We start from the raw sequence: 20813 nt of genomic DNA, 5'->3' as shown, positions 1-20813 counted from the left end.
TGTCCATCCCCAGGAGTCCCACCTTGCAACCAGCACAGCAGCCCGGCACCGCCCATGCGGAGGCTTCAGTCGATGACGCGAACGTCGGGCGGCTGGCCGCCACGATCGAACGGCTGCGCAAGGAGATCCAGGACGCCCACCTGGCCGCCGACGGACGCGCCCTGATCGAGCTGGCCAAGGGCGTCCTGGTCGAGCGGCTGCGCTGCGGCCCTGCCCAAGCCGCCCGCCAGCTCACCACGCTCGCCGAGCAGGCCGGGATGTCGCAGCTGGAGCTGGCCTCGGTCATCATCGATCAGGCGGCGCAGGACCGCATCAGCGAGACGGCCGGCGAGTTCCTGCGCTTGGCGACGACGGACCACGACCGTGCGCGCCACTCCGTCTCCCTGCGGCTGCGCGCCGCCGAGAGCGGCGCGCTCGGCGCGAGCGACACCCAGGCGGTCGCCGAGTCGCTCCTGGAGCACGCGCTGGTGCCGCTCGGCGCGACGACGGTCGCCGTGTGGGCCGCCGGTCCCGACGCCTCGCTCAGCCTGGCCGGCTACGCGGGGCTCAGCGCCGAGGAGGCCATGCGGTGGCGGTACGTCCCTCCGGGGGTGGCCACCCCGGCTCGTCAGGCTCTCTCGGAGCGCCGGACCGTCTGGTTCCCGGCCCTGCGCGAGGCCGGGCTGCCCACCATCGGGCACCGGCCGACGGCCGAGGGCGGGCGGGTGACGGTGCCCGCCGGTACGGGCGGCCGCATCCTGGGTGTCCTGGAGATCGGCTGGCCGCATGACCTGGAGCCGCAGCCGCCGCAGATAGAGCGGCAGATCGAGGCGCTGGCGGACCTGTGCGCCCATACCCTGGACACGTTCGCGCCGGACGGGCCCGTGTCGCCCGACCCGGCCTTCTCCGAGCTCGTCGACCTGGCCGACGGACTGCACGATCCCGCCCTGGTGCTCTGCCCGCACCTCGACAGCCGCGGCAGACTGACCGATTTCCGCATCGTGCACGCCAACGGCCGGTTCGCCGACCCGGCCGGGCGCCCGCACCACCGGGTCACCGGGGCGCTGCTGCTGGAGGCGTACCCGCTGGCGGCCGAGAACGGCGGCCTGTTCGCCAAGGTCGAGCACGTACACGCGACCGGCGAGCCGTTCCGCACCGACCGCATGACCCTCGACACCCTGGTGGACCAGGTACGGCTGAGCACCGAGGCCGGCGTCAGCGCCACCCGCCACGGCGACTGCGTGCTGCTCATCTGGCGGCCGCAGGACGAACGGGCGCGGCTGGCCGGCATCCTGCAGCACGCCCAGCGCCTGGGCCGCATCGGCGGCTTCGAGGAGAACGCGCTCACCGGCCGGGTCACCTGGAACGACCAGCTCTTCGCCCTGTACGGCCTGTCTCCCGGCGACGAGCCGATCCCCCTCGAACGGCTGCGCGAGCACGCCCATCCCGACGACGAGACCGGTATCGGCCGGTTCCTGCGCACCGTGCTGCACCATCGGCGCTCGGCTTCGACGGCGTTCCGGCTTCAGCGGCCCGACGGGATCGCCCGGCACATCCGCGTGGTGGCGGAGCCGGTTTTCGGAGCCGACGACCGGTTGCTGGCCGTACGCGGTGCTTATCAGGACATTTCCTCACAGCACTGGACCGAGGTGGCGCTCGCCGCGACCCGCGACCAGCTCGCCCACAGCGAGCAGCAGACCGCCGAGCGCAACCGCCTCGCCCTGCAACTGCAGCGGGCCATCATGCCGTCGACGCACGCGACGACGGACGCCTTCGGGCTGCGGATCGCCGTCCGCTACCGGCCCGCCGAGGAGGAACACCTGGTCGGCGGCGACTGGTACGACGCCGTCGTACTGCCGTCCAAGCACGTGCTCCTGTCCGTGGGCGACGTGGCCGGACACGGCATCCAGGCGGCCACCGGCATGGTCGTGCTGCGCAACGCCCTGCGCGGCCTGGCCGCCACCGGCGCGGGGCCCGGTCAGCTGCTGACCTGGCTCAACCTGGTCGCCCACCACCTCACCGACAGCGTGACCGCGACCGCGATCTGCGGCCTGTACGACCCGCGGACCAAGGTCCTGCGCTGGGCCCGCGCCGGGCACCTGCCGCCGCTCCTGGTCCGAGGGACCAACGCGTCGGAGCTGCCGATGGTCCAGGGACTGCTGCTCGGCGCGGTGTCGGAGGCGGCGTACGAGGAGGGGCAACTGCAGCTCGAAGCCGGCGACACCCTGATGATGTACACGGACGGGCTCATCGAACGCCGGGACCGCGCCCTGCAGCACGCCCAGAACCACCTGCTGGTCATCGCCGGGCAGCCGGCTCGTACCCTCGACCTGCGGCTGGACCACCTGCTGACGCACTGCAACTCCGACACCGACGACGACACGTGCCTGATCGGTGTCGAGTTGCGGTGACGCCTGTTGTGGCGCCTGTGGTGACGCCGCTTCGGCCGGCGCGATGTGGCGCCGGCCGAAGCGGTGCGGCCGCGGACCTCAGTCCGACAGGCCCTTGCGCAGGTCGTCGAGGACCTTGCGCAGGATGCGCGAGACGTGCATCTGCGAGATCCCGAACTCCGCGGCGATCTCGGCCTGCGTCATGTTGCCGTAGAAGCGCAGCAACAGGATCTTCTTCTCCCGTACGGGCAGCGCGTCGATGAGCGGCTTGACGGCGTGCTTGTCGACCAGGGAGTCGAGCGATTCGTCGTGTTCGGGGATGACGTCGCCGAGGGAGGCGGAGTCGTCGTCGACACCCGTCGGGGCGTCGAGCGAGAGCGTGCTGTAGGCCGCCGAGGCGTCCATCGTGAGCAGCACGTCCTCCTGGGAGATCTTCATCTTCTCGGCCAGCTCGGCGACCGTGGGGGCGCGCCCGAGGGTCTGGCTGAGGTCGGAGACGAGCTTGTTGAGCTCGGAGCGGCGCTCCTGGTAGACGCGCGGCACCCGGATGGCCCAGGTACGGTCCCGGAAGTGGCGCTTGACCTCGCCGGTCATGGTGACGACCGCGTAGCCCCTGAAGTCGTGGCCGAGCTCGGCGTCGAAGCCGTTGATCGCCTTCATGAGGCCGACGTAGGCGGCCTGGCGCAGGTCTTCGATGGGCTCGCCGCGGTAGCGGTAGCGGCGGGTGATGTCGTTGGCCAGCCACTCGTGCATTGCTACGAGACGCTCGCGGATCCGTACCCTGTCGAGCTCGGAGGTCTCCGGCTTGACCATTTCGACCAGGAGTTGTTCGGCGGTCATCTCGTCGAGCACGAGTGCCTGAGGCTGAGCGTGAGCCTGCTGGACGGTCATTCCTGCTCCTCATATCTACTGCAGGCGGTCCCGTCCAAAGACAAAAGCCCAGACAGAGACACGCCTCGATAACACGAGACGAAGCCCTCTGCTGGACTTCGCTTTCATTATCTCCTATTTTCCGGAGATGTCACGCCCGCGGGATCACAAAAAGGTCACGCATCCCGCGGGCGGCCCCTCAGCCGCGCTCCCAGAAGGCCTCCGGCAGCGCCTCGATCTCGACCACGGCCTGTTCGAGGTTCGCGGCGAACGGCAGTAGCGCCTGGTAGACCGGCTCACCGCCCTCGGCGAGCCGGCGGATGACCTCGGCGTTCATCCGCGCCCGGTCGACCACCTCGGAGCGGAACGCCGTACGGTCGCCCTCGTAGCCGTAGGCGTCGAGCAGCAGGTGCAGCCGCCGGGAGCGATCCTCGAACGCCGTGAACCCCTGCTCCGTGACGACCCGCCGAGCGTGCAGCGGAACCCACGTCAACGCGCTGTAGGCCAGATCGCGCTCCCGCGAGGACGGCCCGGCCGTGTCCCAGTCGACGAACCCGACCAGGTCGTCCTCCTGCCATACCGCGTTGTAAGGAGAGGCGTCGTGGTGCCCGATGACCAGCCCCGGCCGCCAGGGACGCCCGGTGAACCAGACTGCGTCCGGCTCGGGCACGAACGTCGCCGTCGCGTCGTGCAGCCGCCGCATCCAGGCCCCGACCTGCTTGAGCGCGCTGTCCGACCAGGGCCACGCGGGCCAGGGAGCCTGCTCCCCGATCGTGTCGCCCTGGAGGTAGGTCAGCACCTCGCGCCCTCGCTCGTCGAACCCGAGGACCCGCGGCGCCCCCTCGAACCCGGCCGCCTCCAGATGGTTCAGCACGGTGTGGACGGTGCGCGTCCACGGGTTGGCGGGCCGATGGACGGTATCGCCGATGCGTACGCCGCCGACATGCCTGCCACCCGGCAGGGGCTGCTCGTCCATGACGCCGTTTCTACCCCCGGCCCGCCGGTCGCCGCACCTGGTTTTCCGGCCTGGCCGGGGACGAGCCTGGTCAACTGGTCCGCGTATCTCGACCCAGCTCGTCATGACAGGGACCATAGAGATCACTACCGACACAAACCCCCCACCCCGCGGAAACGGGGGCTCGCGCGGACAATGACCATGATCGTGGTAAAAATGTCCCGTGTCGTCCGATAAACCTTTATCCATGGCCAGTCAACCGCCCGGCAACCTTTCGCCGACCACCTCTCCGGGCTCGCCGGCGTTCGGGACGCCCGGCCCCTCGCCGTCGCTGGTAAGCCCGTGTCCGCACGTCCCCGCGTGCCCGCCGCCCCTGTGCCTCCCGTCGCGGCTACGCGCGCAGCCGGTGCAGGCCTCACTGGCCAAGTCCGCGCCACTGCTCGAGGACACCGACGGCCCCGCGAAAGGCTACGAGACCGACGCGGGGTACGTGCGGAAGTTCGCCGGCACCATGGACGACTCGGCCACCGGCGTGGACACCGTCAAGCAGTGGACTCCTCGCTTCGAGGGCTGGAATCTGGCCCCCATGGCCGGAGTGCCCATTGTCGGGCTGATGTTCGTCAACCGGTTGAACACCATCGCCGACACCTGGCGGGACAGCGCGGGCATCCTCTCCGAAGTGCTGCGCACCGACAGCGGCAAGATTGACAAAGCCGCGGACAACTACGTCGCCGCCGCGCGGGCCAGCACCGCCGAGTGAGGAGAGATTCGCGATGTCGACTCCGTCTGGAGAACCGCCGAAGCTGATCGTGCCGGGCAGCACCACCCCTGTGGCCAATCAGCAGCTCTATATCTCCAACGCCAGCGGCACCGTACAGCGGACCGTCACAGTCGCTCCCAAGCCGCGCACCGACCCCGGCTTCTACAAGCGGCTGATCACGGAGCTGAATCCGCTGCGCCAGTCCAACAGGGCCGCGATGGCTGTTTCGGGGCTCGGCATCGCCGCGCTCGCGCTGGACGTGGCGGCCACCCTCAACCTGGGCAACCCGTTCCTGTTCTACGATCGGCGTGAGCAGTGGAAGAGCATGGCCGGACTGCTGGAAGGCAGCCGGTCCGACTTGTGGCGTGCCTTTTTTGATGACATCTCCCCCAACTGGAAGGGTCAAGCGAGGGATACGCTCCAGCAGTACGTCCGCTTTAACGTCAACGGCTTGTACGGCCAGCTTGGCAAGATCACTGACGAGATGAGCGGCGCCATGCACGGCCAGTACAAAGAGGTACTGGAGTACGACCTGTCGGTGTTCGGGCTCTACGCCACTTCGGCCCCCATACTGCGCGCCGTCGCCGCCATGAGCGCACACCCGGTGGGGAGGGTCGCCCTGATGACCCAGGTCGGCCTGTTCATGAGCGCGGCAGGAAATCTGGTCAAGCAGTTCGCCGACGTGTACAACTCCTACGAGGGCACCCTCAACAAGCTCGAACTCAAGCTCAACGATCTGAGGGGCGCCTTCTACCGGTCCGGCAACCCGGCGCTGGGGCCACGCGATCTCCACCTCACTCCTGCGATCGCGGACCCCACCCAGCTGGAAAACTACTGGGTTCCCATGTCGAAGGAAGCCTCATGAGGCGTGTCGAGGCGTTCGCCGGGGGTCGGCAGGACGACGTCGACGGACTGCTGCGCGAGACGGACGGCTGGGCGCGCACCCTGGCCGGGGCGCTGGGCGAGTTGGAGGAGGAACGGCTGGCGGGGGCCGACCCGTCCGAGGTCGTCCGCGCGGAGGTGTCCGGCACTGGCCGCCTGCGCGGGTTGTCCATCGACCCGCGCGGGCTGGGCGGCCTGGACCACGTCCAGCTCGCCCAGGCCGTTTGTGAGGCGATCGCCGCGGCCCACCTCGCGATGGGGGAGCGGCTGACTCAGGTCGTCCAGGATCTGACGGGACAAGCGCCTGACACCGCGAGCGCAGAGGGCGCCGCCGACCCGCTCGACGGCCACATCCGCAACGTGCTGCGAGGAGAGTGAGCGATGGAGGGCATGGAGGAGGCGCAGGCGCGGCTGGAGGCGTTGATCGCCGCCGCCGAGCAGGCGGAGGCGAGGGTGGAGGAGTGGAGTGCCGCCGAGTTCGCCGGCGTGGCCGACGAGGGTGGGATTGTGGCCGTCACCGACGCGCTCGGCACCATCACGCGGTTGGAGATCTCCCCGCGGAGCAGGAGGCGACTGGACGCGACGGGCTTGGCCGCCGCCATCCTCGCGGCGATCACGACAGCCGAGGAGGCCGCGGCGGCCTCCAGGGACGCGCTGCTAGGGAGTTTGCCCGCCGCTTCGGGCACGATCGCCTAGCCCTTCACCTGCGCTTTGAGATTGTTGAGCTTGCGCCGGCTCGCCGTCCTGCGGGGGCGGCCTACGCCGTCCCCGCCAGGAGCCGCCGGGTGCGGGCCGGCGCCGAAGGGGGCAGCTCGGCGAGGATGTCGGCGAGGGTGACCCCGGCAAGGCTGCCTCGCCATGCCTCGTGCGCGTCGGCCATCTTCTCGGCGAGGACGCAGGTGCGGCGGCAGTCCTCGGCAGGCAGCGCGCCCCGTCCTCGTTGGCGGATCTCACGGCACTCGTACGGAGGGGACGTGCCGTCGACGGCCTCGACGATCCGCAGGAGCGTAATCTCGGAAGGGGGCAGCGCGAGCCGGAACCCGCCTCGCGGACCTGTGGTCGCGCCCAGCAGGCCGGCCCTGACAAGTGCCTTCAGCTGCTTGGTGAGATAGGGCGCCGGAAGGTCGTAGTACTGCGCGAGCTGTGCCGCCGACGCACTGGCTCCCGCATCGAGCTGCGCCAGCGTCGTGGCGCAGTGCAGAACCCATTCAGTGCTCACCGGCAGCTTCACGCCTCCGAGCCTATCGCAGATATTATGGACCTGTTTAGTCCGTGATAGCGTTCTCGCGGGTCAGCCAGAGAAAGAGAGATCATCATGCGGATCGCGATCGCCGGTGCGACCGGGAACATCGGAGCCCTCACCGTCGCCGCCCTCGAACGCGGCGGGCACGAGGTCGTCCGGATCAGCCGCTCGCTGGGCGTGGACCTGGTGACCGGTGACGGACTCGACGACGCGCTGGCCGGCGTCGAGGCGGTCATCGACGCCACCAACGGACCGGCGACCAACGAGGCCGAGACGGTGGCCTACTTCGGCGCCGCCACGCGAAACCTGCTCGCCGCCGAGGAACGAGCCGGCGTCCGTCACCATGTGCTGCTCTCGATCGTCGGGATCCATGGCATCGAGGGCAACGCTCACTACGCCGGCAAGCGGGAGCAGGAGCGCCTCGTGTCCGAGGGAGCGGTGCCGTGGACGATCGTCCCGGCCACGCAGTTTCACGACTTCGCCGCGCTGCTGACGAGCTGGACCGAGCAGGACGGTGTCGCGACGATCCCGCCGCTGCTCGTACAGCCGATCGCGCCCGCGGACGTGGCCGACATCCTCGCCGAGATCGCGGTGGGCGAGCCGCGGGGTCGTTACGTCGACGTCGCCGGTCCCGACCCACAGGACCTGGTGGACATGGCCCGGCGCACCAACAAGGCGCGCGGCCGTACGGTGAAGCTCGTGCCCACGTGGTCGGCGGCACTCGGCCCGGAGGCGGCCGGCAACGCGCTGCTGCCCGGCAAGGACGCCCGCATCGCGCCGACCACCTTCGACGAGTGGCTCGCGCAACAGCGCTAGCCCGGCGGGGCAAGACGGATGATCTGGTCGCGGAGGGCATCATCAAGGGCCGCATTGAGAAACCCGTTGTCGATGCCATGATCACAGCCCAGCACGATCGACACCCGGACAGGTGGCCCTTCCGCGTATCCGAACAGGAGATCGAACCAGTCGGCCGGGTTGCAGCTGATCTCATTAAGGATCTCCTTCCCCCCAGCGTCCAGGGCGTTCAGCGTTTCCGCCAGAGGTCCTGCCGTCCGACTGCCGTGCTCACGCCGCGGATCCCTCTCACCAGCCCTGGTCGCACGCCTGCACACCAGAACGGAGATGGGCTCGTCGGGCACCATCCGCTCGTCCTGGCCCCGGCGCTCGCCGGGCATCTGGCAGGGGTCGTCGGGGTGTACGAGCCGCCATGTTCCGGTCCGGTAGGCGGCGGTGAGGCTCCGGCCTACGTACGAGCGGGATTGGACCGTGCCGTTCGTGGTCCGGACGCAGCCGTTGGCCTCCTCGGCGCTGCCCACCCAGAGCCCTCCGCCGCCAGGGTAGGCGAACCGGATGAGGTAGTTGGTCATCGGGCCGCCCATCAGCGTGCATATGACATCGCGCTCCTCCGTGCTGACCGGAAGGTAGCCGAGGTCGCGGGCCATGGCCTCGGCGTCCCCGGTCAGGGTCCGCGTTCCGGCCAGCCGCTCGCCGCCCATGCGGGTGTTGTCGCCCGGGTACGCGCAGATCATCGCGGTGACCGGCCTGCCGGGTACGAGGTAGTCTCCGGCCCCGTCGATCTGCCCGGCGGCAGGCACCCAGCCACCGGCGTGGTGGCCTCCCCACTGTCGCGGGCACGACGTCGGGACGGTTGGCGGGCTGCTCGCCGAGGATGTTGTCAGGACGGTGACCGCGCAGATCGCTGTGACGACGACGGCCACGTGACGGAGATTCACAAAGGTGAGACGTCACCTGCCCGCCGACCGGTTCAGGCGTTACCAGGGTGCCACTCCGGCGGGGTCGAAGAACGCGCCGGTGGGCCCGTCGGCGCCGAGCAGCGCGGCTCGTACGATCGGGGCCGCGCCTTCCTGGACGGTCTGGGTCCCACTGAAGCCGTTGAGATCGGTGGCGGTGTAGCCGGGGTCGACCACGTTGACCCGCAGCTCGGGGCAGAGCCTCGCGTACTGGACGGTCAGCATGGCGAGCGCGGCCTTGGAGGCGGTGTAGGCCAAGGCGGGCACCTTGGACTCGATGCGCTCGGGGTCGTGGACCCGGGAGAACGAACCGAGGCCGCTGCCGACGTTGACCACGACTCCATGCCCGCCGCGCAGCAGCAGCGGCAGGAACGCGTGGGTCACCCGGACGACGCCCACGACATTGGTGTTCAGGACGGTCTCCAGGTCCGCCCCGGTGAACTCGCTCGCCGGAGGCGCACCACCGGCGATGCCCGCATTGTTGACCAGGACGTCCAGGCCGCCCTGCTCCTTGTCCACGAGTTCCGCGGCCGCCTGGACCGACGCCTCGTCGGTGACGTCGATGAGCAGCGGCAACGCGCCCAGCTCCTTCGCCGCCCGCCGGGCGTTGTCCTCGTTGCGTGCGCCGATGTAGACGGTATGGCCCGCTGCGACGAGTTGGCGGGCGGTCTCGAAGCCGAGGCCCTTGTTGGCCCCGGTGATCACTGTTGTTGTCATGACTCCAGCCTCACACCGTCGTCGCAGGTCGTACCAGCGAAGGGTCTTCCTGGGAACACCCGTACCAGGCACGAGCGGCGGGGTGGTGCGACGATGAGGGGGTGAGTGGCAACGGCGAACTGGCGACGATCCTGCGAGTCTGGCGCGAGCGACTGCCCCCCGCACAGGCGGGCCTGCCCGCCAACGGACAACGGCGCACGCGGGGCCTGCGGCGCGAGGAGCTCGCGATGCTGGCGGGCGTGTCGGCCGACTACATCGTGCGCCTTGAGCAGGGCCGCGCCTCGACGCCGTCGGCGCAGGTGTGCGCCGCGCTGGCGCGGGCGCTGCAACTGGACGACGCCGAACAGACCCATCTCTTCCTGCTGGCCGGCCACGCGGTCGGCAGCGGGCGGATCGGCCAGTTGATCCCGGCGAGCGTACGCAGGCTGCTGAACCGGCTCGATGACCACCCGATCGCCGTGTACGACGCGATGTGGACGCTCATCCTCTGGAACCGGCCCTGGGCGGCGCTGATGGGCGACCCGTCGGCCCTCGACGAGCAGGAACGCCATGTGCTCTGGCTCGCCTTCACCGGCCAGCCGCACCGGATCATCATGACACCCGCCGAGTGGACGGACTTCGGGCGCTCGATGGTCGCCGACCTCCGGCGGACCGCCGCCCGCTATCCCGACGACCCGCGGCTGCACGCGTTCGTCCAGCAGCTCCGCGAACACAGCGACTCCTTCCGCACGCTGTGGGACGCCCATCTGGTCTCCGACCGCCACCAGGCAACCAAGAGCGTCGACCACCCCGACGTGGGCAGAATCGACCTGGACTGCGACATCCTCACCAGCCAGCACGGCGACCTGCGGATCGTGATCTACACGGCGCAGCCGGGCAGCGAATCGGAGACCAAACTCGCCCTGCTCGGCGCCATCGGCACCCAGACCATGACCCCCGGCTAGCCTCTTACCCTCCTCCTCCAGGACAGGACGGGCCCACTCCGCAAGGATCTTGACCCGTGGTCATGGCCGCGGACAAGATGCGCGACGCCCACGCAAGGAGGCTAAACGACCGAACTCGGGGCCGAATCGGATCACAATCGATTTGATCAATGAAACGCCTATATACCGGTAATTCGATACTCTCGCTCTCCGCCGGAACCGTCGAAGGTGTGGAGTGACGTGGAAGAGCAGATTTCCGAGGTGCCGACCTGCTACAGGCACTCCAAGAGCGAGACCTATGTCCGCTGCACGCGCTGCGACCGCTACATTTGCCCTGACTGTATGCGGGACGCGGCCGTGGGTCATCAGTGCGTCGAATGCGTACGTGAGGGCAACAAGTCGGTACGGCAGGCCAGGACCGTCTTCGGTGGCAAAGTGTCCGCCGTTCCGGTGGTCACCTACGCTCTGATCGTCATCATCGTCCTGGCCTACGCCGGGGAAATCGCCATGCCCTCGCTCGTGGACCGGCTGGACGGCCTGGGCATCGGACTACTGGGTGCGGACGGACAGTACTACGTTTACGAGAGCGACACCGGCCTGACGCCCATTGGTGTGGCCGCCGGCGAGTGGTATCGGCTCATCACGGCCAATTTCCTGCACCTGCAACCCACTGAGGGCGGTTTCGGCATCCTGCACATCGTCTTCAACCTGTACTGGTTGTGGACCCTGGGCCGGGCGGTCGAGGAGATGCTGGGCAGGCTGCGCTTCGTCGGGCTCTACCTGCTGGCGGCCGTGGGCAGTTCGGTCTTTGAGTACCTCATCTCCCCTGACACGGAAGCGGTCGGCGCGTCGGGAGCGATCTTCGGGTTGGCGGCTGCGTACTTCGTTTTCAGCCGGCGGCTTGGCCACGACCCGCTCGGGGGCGGTCGGCTCATGATGTTCTTCCTGATCTGGCTGGTGATCTCGGCCGGGTTCACCTCCTGGGAGGGACATCTCGGTGGGCTCATCGTGGGTGGCGCCACCGCGCTCGCTCTGGCTTATCTGCCGCGCAAATACCACCTTGCCGCGATGGGTGCGATGCTCGTTTTGCTCGCTGTCTTGGTGGCGGTGAAGACCCACGACCTCGGCTTGTTCTGGCCCAGCGGTAGTTCGTTGAATCAAGGCGATGTGGAAGCGTATGTGCGGGGGCTTCCAGGTGAAGTAGCCAGGCAATGACGAAGTCCAAGCCGTGCCCACAAGGGGCCCACCCGACCGGGCAGGCCCCCGCCGGTCCGACTAGAAGTCGAACTCTCCCTTGGACATCCCATCCCGGAAGGCATCCCATTCAGCCTGCGTGTAGACCAGGACAGGACCTTCCGGATGCCGACTGTGCCGCACTCCCACACGTCCGTCGCTGAGCGGGGCAACCTCCACGCAGTTGCCCCCATTTCCGCTACTGGCCGTCGCCTTCCGCCAGGCAGCGGTGGCGAACTCCTTATCGATCATGACTCCATCACCTTCCGAATGATCTTTTCGGTTTCGTAGGTGGGCTGGGCAAGGGCGGACAGTAGTTCCCACCGCTCGCGTAGCTTCCGGACCATGTCTGTGTGGTGCGTGATCTCTCCGGTATCGGCACTTTCGATGTAGCCAATCTGCGTGCCATCGCCAGTTTCGGCGATCGCAAATGCGCCACCCAGCCCAGCCGTAGACCCAGAGGACAGGGGGACAACCCGAACGGTAATGCATGGACGGGCCATCAGAGCAAGCAGATTTGCTAGCTGTGCCCGCATCACCTCCTGTCCACCGATCTTCCGCCATAGGGCGCCCTCATCCAGGATGAGGGAGAGCGTGGGCGGAGTGTGTCGGGACAGGATGGTCTGTCGCTGAAGCCGGACTTTTACGTCCTCATCTACTTCGTCCGGAAGCGCGCCTGGCTCGCCTTGAAAGATCGCCCTCGCATAGTCAGGAGTTTGGAGGAGACCGGGGATCAGCGCCACCTCGTAGAGCCGGATGGATCGCGCGGCCTGCTCGGCCGCCGGCCATTTCCTGAACCACTTCGGACCCAAGCCTCTGATCGGGGGCAGCAGCTCCAGCAGCTCGCCATGCAGCCCCAATGCCTTTTCGAGCTGCCGGGTGAACGGTTCGGTGGGCAGCCGGGTGCCTCGCTCAACCGCGCCTATCAAACTCTCACTGCAGGGAAGGAGCGGTGCGAGACGGGCGTGAGTGATATCCTTTGCTGTTCGATACTTCAGCATTCGTGCCCGGTATTCCTCGCTGGCGTTTCTCGCAGCTTTATTCCCATCTTCCGACATATCACACCCTTTCACCGCCGCGTGCACACCCGTACGCACAAAGACAACCACAGGTTGTGAAGCTTTTGGAGGGGGATTCCGGAAGACATCCGCATTGACCATGGCCATGCTTGGGATCTGCAACCGCACAATCGCAAGAGATCCGTACGTTCCGAGGTGGCCATGCGAGCAGCTGTGTCTAACCCCCCGTACGCAGGTGTCAAGGTATGGACGACGGGCGAGACGGAATCCCGCCGGATTCCCTCGTTGGCCCGCCGAGAACTCGTGGAATGGGTGGGCCCGGACCATCCCACCCTTCTCGACCTTCAGGAAATAGCCTCAGAACTGCTCACCAACGCCATCATTCACGCGAACGCCATATGGGTCCGAATGCACCTAACCCCCGAGTCGGGGTTTTGGCGATTGACCATCACCGACCCCGGCAACTCCGGCGAAACTCCACGCGCGCGCCGGCCTCGACCGAACGAGACCGGAGGCCGCGGACTCCTGGTCGTGGACGCCCTCACCAACGGCCAATGGGATACCCACCGCAGTCCGGTTGGCGAGCGCGTCGTGTGGGCGCTGCTGCCTCGCTAGACCTCCCCACGGTCGGTACGACGGTGCCTCTACCTGCCGTGGGGTGCAGACCTCCCTTGCCCCCAGGGAGGAGAAGGCCCCCAGACGCGCATCCGCCGCAGCGTTCCGTCTGGGGGCCTTTCCCAGCCGCCCGCGTCGTAACTCGAGGACGGAGCCCCCATTTTGACCTTGACCCCCAGGTCAGCCTTTAGCGTCGCGGTCACTCACCTGTGGACAGAGAGGACACTCATGGACGGCCTGGCAGGCAAGGGCGTGGTCATCACCGGAGGCGGCACGGGGATCGGCCGTGCCACGGCTCACCAGTTCGCCGCCGAGGGCGCGCGAGTGCTCGTGGTCGGTCGCACCGCCGCGCGTCTGGAGGAGACCGCTGCCGCGTACCCCTCGATCAGTACCTTCGTCGCGGACGGCGCGGCAGCCGATGGGCCCGAGCGCATCGTCGCGGCGGCGGTGGAGCGCCTGGGCAGGATCGATGTCCTGGTCAACAATGCCGCGATCACTCGGCCCGCCGCGCTCGGGACGATCGATCGCCACACCGCTGAAGAGCAGATCGCCACGAACCTCCTCACGCCCCTCTTCCTGGCCCAGGCCGCCCTGCCGTACCTGGCCGCCGCGAAGGGGACGATCGTGAATGTGTCCTCCAACCCGCCCTCGTACGGCTGGCCGGACAACTCCGTCTACGGATCGACCAAGGTCGCCCTCGACTTCCTGACGGCCACCTGGGCGGTCGAGCTCGCGCCCAAGGGTGTGCGGGTCGTGTCCGTGGCGCCCGGCATCACCGCCACACCCGTGATGGCGCACGCCGGATTCACTCAGGAGCAGATCGCCGCCGCGGGCAAGGGACTCGTCGGACGCATTCCGCTCGGTCGCATCGCCCAGCCCGGTGAGATCGCCTGGTGGATCGTGAACGTGACGCGGCCCGAGGCCGGGTACCTCACCGGCACGGTGGTTCGCGTCGACGGCGGCCTCTCCGTGGCAGCGGGAGCATAAGGCATAAGCTGCAGTAGTGCTGATCGGGGAGCTGGCGCGCGCGAGCGGCGTCACCGTCCGGGCCTTGCGCTATTACGAGCAGCAGGGCCTGCTTGAGCCGGAACGGGCCGTCAACGGGTACCGGCATTACGACGGCAGCGCGGTGGCCAAGGTCCGCAACATTCAGCTCCTGTTGTCGAACGGCTTCACCGCCCAGGACGTACGCGGCTTCCTGCCCTGCCTGGACGACGGCGAGGTGTCGCTGGGACCGGCCTGTCCGCCCAGTGTGGAAGCGGTGAGCAGGAAAGTCGCGGCTCTGGAGGAGCGGATCGCCGAGCTGAGCGCCGTACGAGATCGGCTCGTGCAGGCTCTGACCGGCAACGCGACGCCTCGGCAAGCGGCTCTGAACGGCAACGCGACGACGCGGCAACCCGGCACCATCGCTCGCCACCCCGCCTACACCCGCCGCACTCACGATCAGGAGACCAGCTGAGGTGACGGGCGGTCGGCGCCTTGGCCGCAGTGGCGGCACTGGCCCCGGCGGCGCAGGTGGTAGGCGAGGGCCGCCGCTGCCAGCGCTCCTCCCCAGACCGGCCACAACGTCTCCGGCAGCCAGGCGCCCCACTCCGACATGGAGAACCGGCCCGCGATCGCCCCACGGATGTACGTCATGCCGGCCACCGTGATGATGATCGCGACCAGCGTCGCCGGGATGATGGCGAGCAGCGGCGGCACACGCCTGCCCCTCAGGCCGAGGATCCAGCGCGGGAAGACCTCGCCCCAGCGCTGCGCCAGCCCGAGAGTGAGCAGGCCGCCGCCGGCGCCAAAGGTGGCGAGGTAGGCACCGGCCAGCCAGATGCCGGGAGCATCGCGCGCGCCCTCGACGAGAAACTCCTTGCTCACCCCCAGCGGGACGCCGAGCGCCCAGCACCACCGGGTCGCGCAGTAGACCAGCGGCACCGTAGCGGCGATGGAGACGGCCCGGCGTCCCCACCGAGCCGCCGCCTCGGGCGCGGTCCAGCCGTCCTGGCCGGTACGCCCGCACGTACGGCAGGCGTCACGGCGACGCCGCTGATAGGCGAGCGCCGCGGCGGCCAGCAGCAGTCCGCCCAGCACGCACACGAGCTGGTTGACCACCGGCCACGGCCAGGCATCGGCCAGGGTGGTGCCGCCCACGTTCAGGTCGAAGAGCGGCGCGGCAACCAGCAGCGGTGAATAGGCCACGCCCATCATGAGGCGGGAGTCGGGGATCACGACGATCAGTACTGCCGCCATGGGCCAGGCCAGGAGCAGGGGTGTGAGAGAGGCCGGACCGCGTCCGCGTCCGGTACGGGTCAGTGTCAGTGCGAGGATCGCGCCGAGCGCGCCGAACGCGGCGATCCACCAGCCGCCGGGCCGTGGGGTGGCGCCGGCGAGGATGGACAGCTTCCCGTCGAGATCGGGGTCGGAGGCGCCCCAGGGGAAGCCGGGCGCGCCGAGCGCCCAGGCCGCGCCGAGCAGGCCGTAGCTCAGAGACCACAGGGCCGCCGCGTAGGCCGACCACGCGGGCCAGCGCGAGATCAGGGATCGTGGGGTTGTCGTTGCCATACGACCAGCCTGCTGGCCTGGGTCGACGCGGCCCATGTGCCGTTCGGCCGATCTTTGCCCTGTTCGGGGGTTGCGGGTATGCCATTCGGCAGAGGCGGGCGCCGTAATGCCCAGAACCGCCATCGTACAGAGGCTGGTGGAGCTCGTGTTCAGGCCCTCGACGCGTAGTGAGCGTCGAATCCGATGTCGGTAACCCTTTCGCCTGGACCGACGTGGATGCTTTCCCCCTCACATCCGCTTTCTCGCCAAATGTTGTGTGCGAACAATGTGTTGTTGATCACCGATCTGGCGGCGAATGAGCTACCGAGGCAAAGGTGAAGTGGAACTGACCGATTAACATCCAAAGTTCCGTTGAAGTCGGTGTCGTCGTAGAAGCACAGCCTGGACTGGGGACATGCTGCAGCGGTACGCGGCGAGGGGGCCGCCGTTGACACCGCCGAAGCGGACGACGTGATGCAGAGCCCGCCGAGCATGGTGACGACGGGCAGGAGCACCAACATCGTGGATCTGCGCATCTTGCTCTCCAATGCAGTCCCGGGGGTCATCCGCCGAACTGGCGGTGATCCGCCCTGTCAGCCCCCACAGTCACCCGGACAGCGTGCGCGACGGCATCCCCAAACCTCGGGGTTGCCGCGGAAGACCCCAACCGCGGTTCAGCGGCGGTCTCGGCGCATTTCGTGGCGTTGCCGCAGATAGAGGCCGAGCAGCAGCCCCACCCCGACCGCCACCACGGCCACCGTCAAGCCGTAGATCCCCCAGTATCGGCCGGCGAACATCGACACCCGCGCATCCACCTCATGCGCGTTCACCCCGAAAAAGGTGAGCACCAGGGTCACCGGTATCGCCACCGTGGACACGAACCCGACCGCCACCGTCCACCGCAGCCGCCGGTCCTCGTCCGCCCGCCGCTCCAGGCTCTCGATCGAGGTCAGCTCGGCCCTGATCGCCCGGGCGAGCCGTTCGAGCATGCGTGCCACGTTCTCCGCCTTGCCCACCAGCCCCATCGTCGCGTACAGGGCCTCGTGGTAGCCCGCCACCCGCAACGACGGCACCATCATCCCGAGGTCGGCCGTCGCCTCGACGCTGTAGCTGAGGTCCAGCTCCAGGTCGCCGAGCTGGTCGGTCAGTGACTCCAGGCTCCGCCGCCGCTCCCGCGTGTCCTGCCAGCCCCGGTCGCGGCCGCGGAACGCCTCGACCGCCTGGTAGGCCACCGACCGGATCTCCCGCAGCCGCGCCGCGCTCGCCACGCCCTGCACGGCGGAGAGGAAGATGCCGTCCTCCACGTACTTCGGCTGACCGCAGAGCACGCTGACGTACGGGCCCACGGCGGCGGTCGTCTCCGGGCGCCGGTTCAGCTCGCTCGGGTACGTGATCGTGCTGAACTCTTCGCGCTCCGGGAGATCACCACGGTAGATCACCCGCTTGACCAGGTCGTCGGACGTCTCGGGCGGAAGCTGGGAGCTGAAGGCGAGCTGGTGGCGTTCGGGGAAGAACCCGCCGGTGCCGCCCGCCAGCTCCGCGGCCACCTCCTCCAGCGAGCGGCCGTCGATCTTCAGGTCGGCGTAGAAGCAGTCCTCCAGCAGATCGACCGTGTCGGCCAGCTCGTCCTCGACGTCCAGGGTCAGCACGGCCACGATCTGCGTGGACGGCACCGCGAACAGCCACAACCGGGCACTCGCGAGCGGCCGGTCCCAGCTCTCGAACTCGACCTTGTGATGGTCGAGAGCCAGCTTGTGCAGGACCTGAGGGGTCGCCGAGCCGGTGAAGTAGGTTTCCGGCCGCCCGAGCCGTGGCCGCTCGCCCGCCGACGCCACCTTCCCGCCGTCCGTCACGTGCCAGGGTGTGGCGAAGATGTTGGTGAGTCGTACGCCCTGTTCTGGACGGATGCCGAACAACGTCACGATCTCGAGGGTATCGCGGGGTTCAGCCGCCCCCCACGACAGCCGCGCGACAGGGGCGCGACAGGGGCCGCTTGTTATCCTCAACGAGCCACAAACCCCCCGTCTCCCCAGGAGTAGCACCATGGACGTGTTGCGGGTTGTCTCGCTGATGGCCGCCACGATGACGATGGGGCTGGTGGCCGGTGTCTTCGGCCTTTACGCGCACACCGTCATGCCCGGCCTGGCCAAGACCGACGACCGCACCTTCGTCGGCGCGTTCCAGGCCATGGACCGGGCCATCATCAACCCGTGGTTCATGGGCGGCGGCTTCCTGGGCGCGCTGATCTTCACCGTGGTCGCCACGATCACCCACATCGGGCGGCCCGAGCTGCCGTGGGTCGCGGTCGCGCTCGTCCTCTACATCGTCACGTTCGTCATCACGATCGCGATCAACGTGCCGCTCAACGACGCGCTCAAGGCGGCCGGCGACCCCGACTCCATCGCCGACCTCGCCGCGGTCCGCGCGCGGTTCGACGAGGCCCGGTGGGTGGGCTGGAACCTCGTCCGCGTTCTCGGCTCCACGACCGCCTTCGGCCTGCTGGCCTGGGCGCTCGTCGTACACGGCAAGTCGAGCTGATCAAAGCGGAATCCGCCCTGAGCGGCGGCGCCCGAGAGTAATCTTCCGGCAACAGCCAGTTGCCAGGAGGCCCCCACCGTGTACTCCTCCCCCGCCCGGCAGCCGTTGACCGACGAGTCGATCGATCGGCTTCTCGAGGGCGTGGCCGAGATCGCCGAGCATGCCGTGACCGACCACGCCACCGCGGAAAAGCACTACCGCGACTCCTACAGCCTCGCCGAACGGGTGCGCCAGCAAGACTCCTCGTCCGGCCGGGTGGTCGGCGGGACGAGGCTCGAACCGCTGGTGTCGCTCATCGTCCAACGGGTGCTCCTCGCCGAGAGCATGGTCGACGAGCACGAGGAGGCCGCCCAGAAGTTCATCGCCTGGTGGGTCGACCTCGCGGTCTGCGCGGTGATGGCGCTGCTCACCGGCGTTCCGCTGACCCGTGGACGCGCGGCGGCCGGCGATCCGAGCTCGTGCATGTGCCCGGCCGAACTCGCCTGTCTGCCCCCCATACCCGAAGACGACCGCCGGCTGGCCGAGCTCGCCGGCAGCATGGATCAGTGCTGGACGCCGGAGGGCATCCCGGTCGGCGGCAAGGCGTTCGCGGCGGAGCTCGGGCTGATCCTCCAGCGTGACCATGAGGGCAATCCGATGCTCGTCGAGGACGGGACTCCGGAGGGGCGGCGGCAGCGCCTGTGGGGCGAGATGTGGCGTAAGCACCGGATGCCGCTCCTGCCGGAGAGCGACGACCTCGTCCAGGCCCTGACCGCCGCCGGTGTCGCTCCGCCCATGGTGGACAACGTCCGCTTCGCCTCCAGGGCCGTGGAGATCGCCGTCGCGGCCAAGGAACGCGCCTGGGAGCTGTCCGATGAATGGGACGGTGCGCAATCGTCAGAAGAGAGCGACCTCGTCGACTCCCTGTGGGAGCAGGCGGATGAATTGCCCCATCTGCTCACCGCCTACGCCCGCGTCCTGACCGGGCTCCTGCCCACGCTCCGCGCGCTCGGAAACGTGCCCGAAGAGCGCCACGACTGACCGAAGAAGGGGCGGGCGGGTGCTACGTGTGCGGGCGAGTGCTACCCGCGAAGGACGGCGGCCAGTTCCGGGATGCGGGCCCGGTAGCCGTCGAGCAGCTTGCGCGCCGTCCCGACCGAGTCGACCAGGGGGTGCAGGGCGAACGCCTCGACGGCCAGGCGGGACGAGCCCGACAGGGCGGCCTCGATGGTCGTCTGCTCGACCGCCTTCACCTGCTGGACGAGCCCGAGGAAACGGCCGGGCAGCGGGCGGGTGGCCAGGGGCCGGACTCCGGAGCCGTCCACCGCGCAGGGGATCTCGACGACCGCCTCCGCGGGCAGCCCGGCCACCGCGCCGCCATTGCGGACGTTGAGGATCATGGTGGAGGGCTCGCCACGCGCGATGGCGCCCACCAGGGCGAGCGCGATGCCTTCGTAGCCGCCCGCCTCCAGGTCGACGGCGTCGCGCTCACCGGCGTCGGTGATCTCCCGCGTATCCGCCATGTACGACTCGTCGCGCTCCTTGCGTGTCCTGCCCCACTCGGCGAGGGCCTGCTCGGGCCGGGCGCGTACGGCCTCGTAGAAGCGATCCTGCTGCCCGAGCAGAGACTCGCCACGGGTCTGCCCGGACATGGCGGCGACGGATTCGCGGGTGAAGTAGTAGTAGTACAGATACTCGTTGGGCAGCGCCTCCAAGGTCCGTACCCAGTCGCCGCCGAAGATCCGGGCCTCCTCGACCCGCCCCAGCGCCGCGTCGTCGGCGAGCAGCTCGGGCAGCACGTCACGGCCCTGGTAGGTGAGCCCGCGCAGCCAGCCGAGGTGGTTCAGCCCTACATAGTCGGGCGACACGCGGGACGGGTCGAGCCCGAGGGCGGCGGCGGCCCGGCGGACCAGCCCGATGGGCGAGTCGCAGATGCCGATCACGCGGTCGCCGAGCACGCTCCGCATGGCTTCGGTGATCATGCCGGCCGGGTTGGTGAAGTTGATCACCCATGCCTGGGGCGCGAGGGCGGCCACCCGTTCGGCCACGCGTACGGCGACCGGAATCGTGCGCAGGCCGTAGGCGATGCCGCCGGGCCCGGTCGTCTCCTGACCGAGCAGGCCCAGCTCCAGGGCCACCCGCTCATCCGCGGTGCGGCCCGCCAGCCCGCCGACGCGCATCGCCGAGAAGACGAAGGTGGAATCGCGCAGCGCGGTGTCCAGGTCTGTAGTGGTCAGCACCTCGGGCGGGTCGTCGTGCCCGGCGCCGAGCTGTTGGAGCACGTGCCGGATGGCCGCCAGGCGGTCGGCCGACACGTCGTACAGCATCACCTGCTCCACGCGCGGCTTCGCGGTGTCGCGCAGCAGCGCGCCGTAGACCAGCGGGACCCGGAAGCCGCCACCACCGAGCACGGTCAGTCTCATGGAA

At 68.9% G+C, this 20813-nt stretch carries 24 protein-coding genes; 13 read left to right on the top strand and 11 right to left on the bottom strand.

The window, feature by feature from the left end; all coding sequences use genetic code 11:
* Positions 1-23 precede the first annotated feature (23 nt).
* Entirely contained in the window at positions 24-2390 is a 2367-nt protein-coding gene (locus AB0C30_RS10650; RefSeq protein ID WP_357941881.1) for a SpoIIE family protein phosphatase, read from the top strand.
* Positions 2391-2468: 78 nt separating this feature from the next.
* Here the strand turns inward: AB0C30_RS10650 and AB0C30_RS10645 are convergent, their stop codons facing one another.
* Both AB0C30_RS10645 and AB0C30_RS10640 read right to left on the bottom strand, forming a co-directional pair.
* Complete coding sequence (locus AB0C30_RS10645) at positions 2469-3260, bottom strand: SigB/SigF/SigG family RNA polymerase sigma factor (protein WP_357941879.1); 792 nt, start codon at positions 3258-3260, stop codon at positions 2469-2471.
* Positions 3261-3438: 178 nt separating this feature from the next.
* Positions 3439-4215 (bottom strand): phosphotransferase, encoded by a 777-nt coding sequence (locus AB0C30_RS10640; protein ID WP_357941877.1) that lies wholly within the window; start codon positions 4213-4215, stop codon positions 3439-3441.
* A gap of 226 nt (positions 4216-4441) precedes the next feature.
* On the opposite strand from AB0C30_RS10640, the gene AB0C30_RS10635 reads away from it, so the two are divergent.
* Genes AB0C30_RS10635 through AB0C30_RS10620 form a run of 4 tightly spaced genes read left to right on the top strand, consistent with a single transcriptional unit; the run spans position 4442 to position 6532 of the window.
* Complete coding sequence (locus AB0C30_RS10635) at positions 4442-4954, top strand: hypothetical protein (protein ID WP_357941875.1); 513 nt, start codon at positions 4442-4444, stop codon at positions 4952-4954.
* Positions 4955-5003: 49 nt separating this feature from the next.
* A complete protein-coding gene (locus AB0C30_RS10630) occupies positions 5004-5819 on the top strand; it encodes a hypothetical protein (protein ID WP_357941873.1) in 816 nt (271 codons plus the stop codon).
* Positions 5816-6214, top strand: a complete 399-nt coding sequence (locus AB0C30_RS10625) for a YbaB/EbfC family nucleoid-associated protein (protein ID WP_357941871.1) — start codon at positions 5816-5818, stop codon at positions 6212-6214. The genes AB0C30_RS10630 and AB0C30_RS10625 overlap by 4 nt, the downstream gene beginning before the upstream one ends.
* Before the next feature lie 3 nt (positions 6215-6217).
* A complete protein-coding gene (locus AB0C30_RS10620; RefSeq protein ID WP_357941868.1) occupies positions 6218-6532 on the top strand; it encodes a YbaB/EbfC family nucleoid-associated protein in 315 nt (104 codons plus the stop codon).
* Between the two features lie 61 nt (positions 6533-6593).
* Here the strand turns inward: AB0C30_RS10620 and AB0C30_RS10615 are convergent, their stop codons facing one another.
* Complete coding sequence (locus AB0C30_RS10615; protein ID WP_357941866.1) at positions 6594-7067, bottom strand: Rrf2 family transcriptional regulator; 474 nt, start codon at positions 7065-7067, stop codon at positions 6594-6596.
* 84 nt (positions 7068-7151) lie between these two features.
* Here AB0C30_RS10615 and AB0C30_RS10610 point away from each other — a divergent pair, with 84 nt between their 5' ends.
* Entirely contained in the window at positions 7152-7895 is a 744-nt protein-coding gene (locus tag AB0C30_RS10610) for an NAD(P)H-binding protein (protein ID WP_357941864.1), read from the top strand.
* Here AB0C30_RS10610 and AB0C30_RS10605 read toward each other — a convergent pair.
* Both AB0C30_RS10605 and AB0C30_RS10600 read right to left on the bottom strand, forming a co-directional pair.
* Complete coding sequence (locus tag AB0C30_RS10605; RefSeq protein ID WP_357941862.1) at positions 7892-8797, bottom strand: hypothetical protein; 906 nt, start codon at positions 8795-8797, stop codon at positions 7892-7894. The two genes, AB0C30_RS10610 and AB0C30_RS10605, sit on opposite strands and share 4 nt — an antisense overlap.
* Before the next feature lie 54 nt (positions 8798-8851).
* A complete protein-coding gene (locus tag AB0C30_RS10600) occupies positions 8852-9547 on the bottom strand; it encodes an SDR family NAD(P)-dependent oxidoreductase (RefSeq protein ID WP_357941860.1) in 696 nt (231 codons plus the stop codon).
* A 101-nt stretch (positions 9548-9648) separates the two neighbouring features.
* On the opposite strand from AB0C30_RS10600, the gene AB0C30_RS10595 reads away from it, so the two are divergent.
* Positions 9649-10491, top strand: a complete 843-nt coding sequence (locus AB0C30_RS10595) for a helix-turn-helix transcriptional regulator (RefSeq protein WP_357941857.1) — start codon at positions 9649-9651, stop codon at positions 10489-10491.
* A gap of 219 nt (positions 10492-10710) precedes the next feature.
* A complete protein-coding gene (locus tag AB0C30_RS10590; protein ID WP_357941854.1) occupies positions 10711-11685 on the top strand; it encodes a rhomboid family intramembrane serine protease in 975 nt (324 codons plus the stop codon).
* 60 nt (positions 11686-11745) lie between these two features.
* Here AB0C30_RS10590 and AB0C30_RS10585 read toward each other — a convergent pair whose 3' ends face one another.
* Both AB0C30_RS10585 and AB0C30_RS10580 read right to left on the bottom strand, forming a co-directional pair.
* Positions 11746-11955 (bottom strand): DUF397 domain-containing protein, encoded by a 210-nt coding sequence (locus tag AB0C30_RS10585; RefSeq protein WP_357941852.1) that lies wholly within the window; start codon positions 11953-11955, stop codon positions 11746-11748.
* Entirely contained in the window at positions 11952-12890 is a 939-nt protein-coding gene (locus tag AB0C30_RS10580; protein ID WP_357941850.1) for a DUF5753 domain-containing protein, read from the bottom strand. The genes AB0C30_RS10585 and AB0C30_RS10580 overlap by 4 nt, the downstream gene beginning before the upstream one ends.
* A 33-nt stretch (positions 12891-12923) precedes the next feature.
* On the opposite strand from AB0C30_RS10580, the gene AB0C30_RS10575 reads away from it, so the two are divergent.
* From AB0C30_RS10575 to AB0C30_RS10565, 3 genes are all read left to right on the top strand, one after another.
* Positions 12924-13337: an ATP-binding protein gene (locus tag AB0C30_RS10575; RefSeq protein WP_357941848.1), complete on the top strand. Its 414-nt coding sequence runs from the start codon at positions 12924-12926 to the stop codon at positions 13335-13337.
* 228 nt (positions 13338-13565) lie between these two features.
* A complete protein-coding gene (locus AB0C30_RS10570) occupies positions 13566-14324 on the top strand; it encodes an SDR family oxidoreductase (protein WP_357941846.1) in 759 nt (252 codons plus the stop codon).
* A 16-nt stretch (positions 14325-14340) separates the two neighbouring features.
* On the top strand, positions 14341-14796 hold the full coding sequence (locus AB0C30_RS10565) for a MerR family transcriptional regulator (protein ID WP_357941844.1): 456 nt from the start codon (positions 14341-14343) through the stop codon (positions 14794-14796).
* Here the strand turns inward: AB0C30_RS10565 and AB0C30_RS10560 are convergent.
* The 3 genes from AB0C30_RS10560 to AB0C30_RS10550 form a co-directional block, all read right to left on the bottom strand.
* Positions 14781-15890 carry a hypothetical protein gene (locus AB0C30_RS10560; RefSeq protein ID WP_357941842.1) on the bottom strand — a complete coding sequence of 370 codons (1110 nt, stop codon included), beginning with the start codon at positions 15888-15890 and terminating at the stop codon, positions 14781-14783. The two genes, AB0C30_RS10565 and AB0C30_RS10560, sit on opposite strands and share 16 nt — an antisense overlap.
* A gap of 149 nt (positions 15891-16039) precedes the next feature.
* Positions 16040-16363: a peptidase inhibitor family I36 protein gene (locus tag AB0C30_RS10555; protein ID WP_357943098.1), complete on the bottom strand. Its 324-nt coding sequence runs from the start codon at positions 16361-16363 to the stop codon at positions 16040-16042.
* Between the two features lie 180 nt (positions 16364-16543).
* Positions 16544-17791, bottom strand: a complete 1248-nt coding sequence (locus tag AB0C30_RS10550; protein ID WP_357941840.1) for a hypothetical protein — start codon at positions 17789-17791, stop codon at positions 16544-16546.
* A gap of 121 nt (positions 17792-17912) precedes the next feature.
* Between AB0C30_RS10550 and AB0C30_RS10545 the strand changes: the two genes are divergently transcribed.
* A complete protein-coding gene (locus AB0C30_RS10545) occupies positions 17913-18407 on the top strand; it encodes a DUF1772 domain-containing protein (RefSeq protein WP_357941838.1) in 495 nt (164 codons plus the stop codon).
* 78 nt (positions 18408-18485) lie between these two features.
* On the top strand, positions 18486-19427 hold the full coding sequence (locus AB0C30_RS10540) for a hypothetical protein (protein ID WP_357941836.1): 942 nt from the start codon (positions 18486-18488) through the stop codon (positions 19425-19427).
* A gap of 41 nt (positions 19428-19468) precedes the next feature.
* Here AB0C30_RS10540 and AB0C30_RS10535 read toward each other — a convergent pair whose 3' ends face one another.
* A complete protein-coding gene (locus AB0C30_RS10535; protein ID WP_357941834.1) occupies positions 19469-20809 on the bottom strand; it encodes a 6-phospho-beta-glucosidase in 1341 nt (446 codons plus the stop codon).
* Positions 20810-20813: the final 4 nt, after the last annotated feature.

Origin of the sequence: Nonomuraea sp. NPDC048901, from assembly GCF_040649695.1 — a bacterium.
Taxonomy (GTDB): domain Bacteria; phylum Actinomycetota; class Actinomycetes; order Streptosporangiales; family Streptosporangiaceae; genus Nonomuraea.
This window is presented reverse-complemented; position numbering and strand designations above follow the sequence as displayed.